The 7,870-nt window shown below is 72.7% G+C and carries 8 protein-coding genes; 4 read left to right on the forward strand and 4 right to left on the reverse strand.

Annotated features, from left to right (window positions below; all coding sequences use genetic code 11):
- Positions 1-112 precede the first annotated feature (112 nt).
- Genes PINTE_RS09820 through PINTE_RS09830 form a run of 3 tightly spaced genes read left to right on the forward strand, consistent with a single transcriptional unit; the run spans position 113 to position 2,627 of the window.
- Complete coding sequence (locus PINTE_RS09820) at positions 113-502, forward strand: hypothetical protein (RefSeq protein WP_068429427.1); 390 nt, start codon at positions 113-115, stop codon at positions 500-502.
- Between the two features lie 11 nt (positions 503-513).
- On the forward strand, positions 514-1,644 hold the full coding sequence (locus PINTE_RS09825; protein ID WP_084343436.1) for a cupin domain-containing protein: 1,131 nt from the start codon (positions 514-516) through the stop codon (positions 1,642-1,644).
- Positions 1,641-2,627, forward strand: coding sequence for a ferredoxin family protein (locus tag PINTE_RS09830; protein ID WP_068429431.1), 987 nt, complete (start codon positions 1,641-1,643; stop codon positions 2,625-2,627). The genes PINTE_RS09825 and PINTE_RS09830 overlap by 4 nt, the downstream gene beginning before the upstream one ends.
- 6 nt (positions 2,628-2,633) lie before the next feature.
- Here PINTE_RS09830 and efeB read toward each other — a convergent pair whose 3' ends face one another.
- The 4 genes from efeB to PINTE_RS09850 all read right to left on the reverse strand — a co-directional run bounded on the left by efeB (position 2,634) and on the right by PINTE_RS09850 (position 6,882).
- The gene (gene efeB, locus PINTE_RS09835) at positions 2,634-3,992 is read right to left on the reverse strand and encodes an iron uptake transporter deferrochelatase/peroxidase subunit (protein WP_084343437.1); all 1,359 of its coding nucleotides are present in this window, start codon (positions 3,990-3,992) and stop codon (positions 2,634-2,636) included.
- Positions 3,992-5,173 (reverse strand): iron uptake system protein EfeO, encoded by a 1,182-nt coding sequence (efeO, locus tag PINTE_RS09840; protein WP_068429434.1) that lies wholly within the window; start codon positions 5,171-5,173, stop codon positions 3,992-3,994. The genes efeB and efeO overlap by 1 nt, the downstream gene beginning before the upstream one ends.
- Positions 5,170-6,051, reverse strand: a complete 882-nt coding sequence (gene efeU, locus PINTE_RS09845) for an iron uptake transporter permease EfeU (protein WP_068429438.1) — start codon at positions 6,049-6,051, stop codon at positions 5,170-5,172. Before efeU ends, efeO begins: the two co-directional genes overlap by 4 nt.
- A 150-nt stretch (positions 6,052-6,201) precedes the next feature.
- Positions 6,202-6,882, reverse strand: a complete 681-nt coding sequence (locus PINTE_RS09850; RefSeq protein WP_157087165.1) for a 4'-phosphopantetheinyl transferase family protein — start codon at positions 6,880-6,882, stop codon at positions 6,202-6,204.
- Between the two features lie 182 nt (positions 6,883-7,064).
- Here PINTE_RS09850 and PINTE_RS09855 point away from each other — a divergent pair.
- Positions 7,065-7,870 (forward strand): isochorismatase family protein (locus PINTE_RS09855; protein WP_084343439.1); only part of this gene is annotated, 806 nt, incomplete at its 3' end.

Below are 7,870 nucleotides of genomic sequence, written 5' to 3' on the forward strand. Positions count from 1 at the left end.
GTCCTCAGGGTCGTGGGGGCGTCGTTAGAGTCGGCAGATCGCCGTTGGTCGTCGCCCTGCGAGGCTCGGCCGGCGGGGACGACCCCGACCTCCTCAGACTCAAGGAGAGCAGATGACCGACAACGACAAGCCGCTCAGCGACGACGAGCTGGTCACCGACGGCGCCGCGAGCGTGCCGGCTCCGGGCGCCGACGCCGACGGCACCGACGGCCGCGACGGAGACGGCACCGACTCCGACGGCACCGACGGCGACTCGACCGACGGGACCGACGGCGACTCGACCGACGGGACCGACGGCGACTCGCACGACTCCGACGGCGCCGATGGTGGCGACAGCGACGGCACCGACTCCGATGGCACCGACGGTGACTCGACCGACGGCACCGACGGGGACTCGCACGACTCCGATGGCACCGACGGCGACTCCACCGACGGCACCGACGGCGACTCGCACGACTCGGACGGGACCGACGGAGGGGACTCCGACGGCACCGATGCCTGAGCTCTGACGGGATGAACTCACTGCAGTTCCTGGCCGGCGACCCTACGACCTTCGCCACGGAGGTGTGGGGTCGCCGGCTCCTCGTTCGGCACATTCCGCCCGCCGACCTCGACGGCCTCTTCGGGATCGAGCAGGCCGACCACCTCATCACATCGAGCGCGATGCGCACCCCGCAGTTGCGTATCGCCAAGGACGGCTCGGTGCTCGCCGAGTCGCGCTACATCCGGCACGCGACGATCGCCGGCACGCCGATGACCGGCCTCGTCGATCCCCGCAAGGTGCTCGACCTCTTCGGAGACGGCGCGACGATCGTCTTCCAGGGGTTGCAGCGCTACTGGGACCCGCTGCGGCGCCTCGTGCGCGGCCTCGAGGAGGAGCTCGGGCACCCGTGCCAGGCCAACGCCTACCTGACGCCGCCCGGCTCCCAAGGGTTCGCGCTGCACAAGGACACCCATGACGTCTTCGTGTTCCAAACGTTCGGCACAAAGGACTGGGAGGTCCACGACGAACGCGGCGCGCACCAGGTGACGATGGAGCCGGGCACGTGCATGTACCTTCCGACCGGTACACCGCACATGGCGCGCACCCAGGCCAGCGCCTCGCTGCACGTGACCGTCGGCATCAACCGGTTCGTGTGGCGCGACCTGCTGCGCAAGGTCGTGGAGCCGGTGCTCGCCGACGAGGCATTCGCCGGACCGCTGCCCGCGCGGCTGTTCGACGACAAGGAGGCGCTCGCCGCGGCGCTGCGGGCCAAGGTCGACGAGCTCACCGCGGCGCTCGCGGGCGCCGACCTCGACGGGCTCGTCGACGCCGAGGAGGTGCGCTTCGAGTCGGGGCGTCAGCCGCTGCTCGAGGGCGCGCTGCTCGACCGGTTGGAGCTGCCGGGGATCGAGGCCCAGACCGTGCTGCGACGCCGCGCCGGCAGCACCTGCGTCGTGCGACCGGCCGGCGACGACCTGCGGCTGCTGCTCGGAGATCGATCGATGACGGTGCCCGGCCGCATCGGTGACGCGGTGCGTCGTGTCGCCGCCACCGACGGCGAGCTGCGCCCCGCCGAGCTGGGCGACGTGCTCGACGAGCAGAGCGCGCTCGTGTTGTGCCGCCGGTTAGTGCGCGAGGGTCTGTTGGAAGTGGTGCGATGACCACCGGCGGTACCGACAGCACCGACGGCAGCGGCGCCCGGCGGGACCGCCCGCGTCGGCTGCCGCTGGACGTGCCGGCCGCCGAGGCGGCCGGGCTCGCGAAGGCCACGCAGCGGTTCCGATGCTCGGTCGACAGCGAGGCGCGTGACGAGCCGCTGACCGCCACGGCCTCCACGGTCTCGGCGTTCCTCCTCCTGGAGGACCCGGGGCCGTGGGGGCCGGCGGTGCTGCAGTGCCTGCGGGTTCCGGAGCCGGTGCGTGCCCGGGCTGCCGGGTGGGAGCGCGAGCTCGGCATCCGGCCGCTGCTCATCCGCCGCATGGGCCGATCCGCGGGTGGCGCCAGGCGCGTGTTCGTCGTGAACGCCCGGCACGGATGGGCGCAGACCGCGCGCCTCGACTCGCTGGCGGCCGTCGCCGACTGGGACCTGTCCGGTGCCACCGGGCCGCACGGAGTCGGGCTGGAGCCGCACGACGAGCCGATCCTGCTCGCCTGCACCCACGGGCGCCACGACGCCTGCTGCGCCGAGCGAGGCCGGCCCCTCGTGCGGGCACTCGCCGCGGAATTCGGCGACCTCGTCTGGGAGAGCTCGCATCTGGGCGGCGACCGATTCGCCGCGAACCTGCTCGTGCTGCCCGACGGGCACGCCTACGGGCGCCTGGACCCCGCCTCCGGGCCGCGGGTCGTCGCCGACCACTTCGCCGGGCGGCTGTCGCTGGAACACCTGCGCGGCCGCACGACCGTACCGTGGGTGTCGCAGTACGCCGAACACGTCGTGCGCGAGCGCCTCGGCGAGACCAGGCTCGACGCGGTGACCAGCCGCGTACTTGTGCGCCGCCGCGGGCACGCCGTCGTGCAGGTGCGCGTCGGCGACGAGGTGCAGGAGGTCGTCGTCGACGTCGACCGCGCGCCGGAGGCCCGGCTCACGTGCGGCAGCGAGCGCACCTCCCGCGCCCCGCGGTACTCGGCCCCGGCCCTCGACTGACGGTGGCTACGCGAAGAGGGCCTGGCCGATGTGGGTCTCGCCCTCGCGGACGCCGGGCGGGACCGCGAAGAGCGCCGACGCTCGGTGCTGCAGGTACTCCCTGATCCCGTCCTCACGCGCCATGCGGGTCTGCATCGGGACGTACTGCGTGCGCGGGTCGCGCACGTAGGCGATGAAGAACAACCCGGCGTCCAGCCGCCCGAGCGAGTCGTTGCCGTCGGTGTAGTTGTACCCCCGTCGCAGCATCCGAGCGCCGTTGTTCTGGCTCGGATGCCCCAGCCGCACATGTGAATTCATGGCCATCAGCGGAACCCCGCCGCGGCCCGTGAGGGCGAAGTCGGGCTCGGAGAACTCGGTGCCGCCGCTGAGCGGGGCGCCCTCGCGGCGGTCGCGGCCGAAGAGCGTCTCCTGCTCGCGCAGCGACGTGCGGTCCCACGTCTCGATGTTCATCGCGATCCGCCGCGCGACGAGATAGGAGCCGCCTGCCAGCCAGCCGGCCGCCGCGTCGTCGCCGGCGCCGACCCACACGTGCTCGTCGACGAGGTCGGGGTCCTCGGCCTTGAGGTTGGCGGTGCCGTCCTTGAACCCGAACAGGTTTCGCGGGGTCGCCTGCGCCGTCGACGTCGAGGAGGTGCGCCCGAAGCCCAGCTGGCTCCAGCGCAGCGACGCCGTGCCGAACGCGATCCGCGACAGGTTGCGCACCGCGTGCACCGCAACCTGCGGGTCGTCGGCGCACGCCTGCACGCACAGGTCGCCGTCGCTGCGCGCCGCGTCGAGGTTGTCACCAGGAAAGTGCGGGAGCCGGGCCAGCGCCTGCGGCTGCCGGGCCGCGAGCCCGAAGCGGTCGCGCCCCTTCGCGTCGCGGAACAGCGACGGGCCGAAGCCGAACGTCAGCGTGAGGTGCCCCGCGGAGAGATTCTCGGCCTCCCCGGTGTCGTTCGGGGGCGCGTCGTAGGAGGTCGGGTCGCCGCCGACCGGGCGCCCCGCGGTCATCTCGGCCGCCGCGGCAGTCCACGCCGTCAGCAGCGCGACGAGGTCGTCGCGGCTGTCGGTGCGCAGGTCGAACGCGGCGAAGTGCATCCGGTCCTGCGCGGGCGTGACGATGCCGCCCTGGTGCTCGCCGTAGAACGGGTAGGAGTCGGAGGCGGTTGGTGCGGCCGCCTCCTGCTCCTGCGCCGAACCGGTCAGCCGCCCGCCCGCGAATCCCGCGGCGGTCAGCGCCGCACCGGCGCCGGCCAGCCCGAGGATGCCGCGTCGGCTGACACCGCGCCGCCGGCCGTCCCGGCCCTCCGGCGCAGTGTCCTCGGCAGACTCGTCGTGGCCCCCGGCCTCGGTCTGGGGTGCGCCGGTGCTGTCGTCACGCATCAGACGACGGCCGCGGTGACCTTGCTCAGCGGCTCGCTGAGCGCGTTGACCGCGTCGGAGAGCTCCTTGACCTCCGCCTTGCTGAGCTTGTCGTAGGTGACGAAGCCCTCACCCTCCTTGTGCTGGTCGAGCAGCTTCTGCAGCTCGGAGAAGCGCAGCTGGATCTGGGAGTCCAGGGCCGCGTCACGCTTCTTGAGGATCGGCCGCAGCCCCTCCCACGCGACCTTCGCCCCGTCGACGTTCGCCTGGAAATCCCACAGGTCAGTGTGCGACCAAGCCTCCTCCTCGCCGGTCACCTTGCCGGTCGCGACCTCGTCGAGCAGGCCCTTGGCGCCGTTGCCGATCTGGTCGACGGTGTACGTCGTGTCGCGGGTGCGGTCGTACAGGGTCTGGGTGTCGGCGACGAGCTGGTCGGCGATCTGCTTGCGCTGGGCGTCGGTGAGCTTGGTGTACCCGGTCTTCGGCGGCCACAGGTCCTTCTCGGCGACGTGCCAGCCGGTCCACTTCTGGCCCGGCTCCAGGTCGGCCTCGCGCAGGTCCATCCGCGGGTCGAGGTCGCCGAAGCTCTCGGCGACGGTCTCGATGCGCTCCCAGTGCACGCGCGTCGGGGCGTACAGCGCGCGGGCCTTCGCCTCGTCGCCGGCGGTGAAGGCGGCCGCGAACTCCTTGGTGCCGGTGAGCAACTGCTCGGTCTGGTCTTTGACGTAGGAGGCGTACTGGGTGTTGGCCTGCTCAACGAGCTGCGGGTCGGAGCCCGCGTCGAGGTCGGCCCCGGAGTCGGTGACGGTGAACGCGCTGCGGATGCCGTCGCCGACCATGCCCGGCTTGCACGCCGTGTAGTAGCTGCCCGGCGCGGCGCGCACGACGAGGTCACGGCTCAGGCCGGGCCCGATGTTCTCGACCTCACCGACGATCCGCAGCCCGTCGTCGGCGAGCAGGTAGAACTCGGTGACCTTCGAGCCGCCGTTGGTGACGTTGAAGACGAGGTTGCCGGACCCGGCCTGGTTCGCCGACACCTCGCAGGCGGAGTCGGTGGAGGTCACCGCGAGGGCGCCGCTGCCGGAGGCGTCGGCGCTGCCGGCCGATCCCGCGGAGGGGGCGTTGTCGGTGCATCCCGCGAGGGTGACCAGGGCGGTCGCCGCGCCGAGGGCGAGCAGGCGGGGCGAGCGGGGGCGGATCATGCGCGGGCTCCTTGCGGGGTGGTGGTCTTCGAGGTGGACGACCGCGGGTCGGCGGCAGGCGGATTCGGCCGGCGGACCCGGCGGACGAACAGGATGAACACGGGCACCACATAGCCGACCCAGGCGATCGCCTCGAGCCAGGTGGTGGCGGGGGAGAAGTTGAGGGTGCCCTTGAGCAGGGCGGCGACCCAGCCGCTCGGGTCGATGATGTGGCTGACGTCGAAGGCGAGGTGGTGCAGGCCGGGCAGGAGGCCCGCCTCCTGCAGGTCGTGGACGCCGTAGGCGAGCACCCCGGCCGCGACGAGGATGAGGAAGCCGCCGGTCCACGCGAAGAACTTGCCGAGGTCGAGGCGGACCGCGCCCTTGTAGACGAGCCACCCCAGGGCGACCGCGGTGAGCAGCCCGAGCAGGGCGCCGAGCAGCGGCGCGGTCGTCGAGGCGTTGTCGCGGGCGGCCGCCTGCGTCGCGGCCCACAGGAACAGCGCCGTCTCCAGGCCCTCGCGCCCGACGGCGAGCATCGCGACGAGCACGAGGCTGCCGCGGCCGGCCTGGGCGGCGGCGTCGACCTTGCCGCGCAGCTCGCCCGACAGGCCGCGCGCCGAACGGGCCATCCAGAAGATCATCCAGGTGACGAATCCGACTGCGACGATCGACAATCCGCCGCCGATCGCCTCCTGCGCCTCGAACGTCAGGCCCTTCGGCCCGAAGGTCAGCAGCGCCCCGAAGCCCAGCGAGATCGCGATCGCCACCGCGACGCCGCCCCAGATCTGCGGCAGCAGGTGACGCCGGTCCGAACGCACGAGATAGGCGATGAGGATGACGACCACGAGGCTGGCCTCGAGCCCCTCGCGGAGCCCGATCAGATAGTTGGCGAACATGGCGACCCTCTCGGCCGGTCCGATCCTGTCGCGACCTGGTCGCGCACGTGAACCCGCTCAAAATAGGTAAGGCTTCCCTAATGCGCAAGGTGTCGTGGGTGGTTGTCTCAAGGTGAGATCGGTGGGCTCTCGCCCGCGGTGGCGCCGCGGTCAGGTCTGGGACACCTCGATCTGCACGTCCTGCGGCGTCGCCAGGCAGGCGCGGTGACCGTGCGGGGCGGGAATGTCGGTGATGCGCCAGCGGGTCGGGGCGCCTGGGTCGTCGACGGTGATGACGCCGCTGCGGGCGTCGAGCGTGGCGGGGTCGTCGCGCAAACCGACGCCCAGCGCCTTCAACGCCGCCTCCTTGGCGGTCCACCAGGTCGTCGCGAGGGCGAGGGATTCGCTTCCGGCGGTGGCCAGCACGCCCAGTTCGCCGGGACTGAACACGACGTCGTTGCCGAGCAGGGAGGCCAGCCCCTCGACGAGCTCGACGTCGATCCCGCACGGCACCCGCGCGGCCGCGACGAGCACGACCTGCCCGGCGTGCGCGATCGAGACGTGCGCGTCCACCGCCTCCCCGGAGACGGTCGGTCGGGGGCGGCCGCGCGTCGGTCCGTCGGCGTCGACCGCGACGCGGACCGTCCGCGCGGGCACCCCGAGCAGGTCGTGCACCGCCTGCCGAGCGAGCCGCCGCCCGGTCGCATGCCGCGCGGCGTCGATCTCGCGCCGAAACGCGGCGCACCGCTGCCGCTCCCGCCCGGTGAGCAACGGGTCGTCGATCGCGGCGGGATCGGGTGCGGCGCCGAGCACGACGACTCGGGTGCGCGCTTGTGCCGGAGGCTGATTCACCTGGGCTCCTGTCGTGGGTCGAGCCGAGTCTGCCGCGACGGCGGTCACGTCGTGTGGGTCGCTCACCCCCTGGCGCCGGGCGGGAAGAATTCGAGCCGGGTGGCCTAGTTAGGTAAGGCTTGCCTTTGCTACGGTGCGGCGAGTAAGGCTCACCTAACCTCTCACGGGAAGGTTCCGTCGACGTGCCCATCCCCAGGATCAGGCCGTATTCGTTCGAGGCCGACACCGGCCTCGCGGACAACGTGACCAGCTGGCGGCTCGAGCCGCGCCGGGCGGTGCTGCTCGTGCACGACATGCAGTCGCACTTCGTCTCGATGTTCGATCGCACGGCGGAGCCGGTGACCCCGTCCGAGGCCCCGTCCGAGGCCCCGTCCGAGGCCCCGTCCGAGGTCCCGTCGGCCGCGCACGCCGGCCAGCTCGACGTGGCGATCGAGTCGATCGGCCGGCTCGCGCGAGCGGCGCGCCGGGGCGGGGTGCCGGTGGTCTACACCGCTCAGCCGCCCGCCCAGCGGCCCGTCGACCGGGCCCTGCTGACCGACTTCTGGGGGCCGGGGCCGGCGGACCGGCAGGCGACCGGGATCATCCCGCAGCTGGCTCCCGACGAGGGCGACACCGTGCTCACCAAGTGGCGGTACAGCGCGTTCTACCGCTCCGACCTGGGGGCGCGGATGGCGGCCGAGGGCCGCGACCAGCTCGTCATCACCGGGGTGTACGCCCACATCGGGTGCCTGACCACGGCGCTTGTCGCGTTCATGGAAGGCATCCAGGTGTTCTTCGTCGCCGACGCGATGGCCGACTTCGGACGCGACGATCACGTCATGGCGGCGCGGTACGTCGCCCGCCGCTGCGGTCAGGTCGCCGCGACCGAGGCGGTGCTGCCGGTTCTGCGCGGCGCTGACCCGGACCAGGGTGCAGCGGCTTTCGAATCCGCGGCCCTGGGATCGGCCGGGCCCGGCGCGGCGGGCGACCGCGTGGGTGAGCGGGTCGC

The organism is Piscicoccus intestinalis NBRC 104926 (genome assembly GCF_001515525.1).
Classification (GTDB): Bacteria; Actinomycetota; Actinomycetes; order Actinomycetales; family Dermatophilaceae; genus Kineosphaera; species Kineosphaera intestinalis.

Excerpts from the sequence above, each read along its gene's own strand:
- PINTE_RS09820 (WP_068429427.1), top strand. The coding sequence starts at position 113 with ATGACCGACAACGACAAGCCGCTCAGCGACGACGAGCTGGTCACCGAC.
- PINTE_RS09825 (WP_084343436.1), top strand. The coding sequence starts at position 514 with ATGAACTCACTGCAGTTCCTGGCCGGCGACCCTACGACCTTCGCCACG.
- PINTE_RS09830 (WP_068429431.1), top strand. The coding sequence starts at position 1,641 with ATGACCACCGGCGGTACCGACAGCACCGACGGCAGCGGCGCCCGGCGG.
- efeB (WP_084343437.1), bottom strand. The coding sequence starts at position 3,992 with ATGCGTGACGACAGCACCGGCGCACCCCAGACCGAGGCCGGGGGCCAC.
- efeO (WP_068429434.1), bottom strand. The coding sequence starts at position 5,173 with ATGATCCGCCCCCGCTCGCCCCGCCTGCTCGCCCTCGGCGCGGCGACC.
- efeU (WP_068429438.1), bottom strand. The coding sequence starts at position 6,051 with ATGTTCGCCAACTATCTGATCGGGCTCCGCGAGGGGCTCGAGGCCAGC.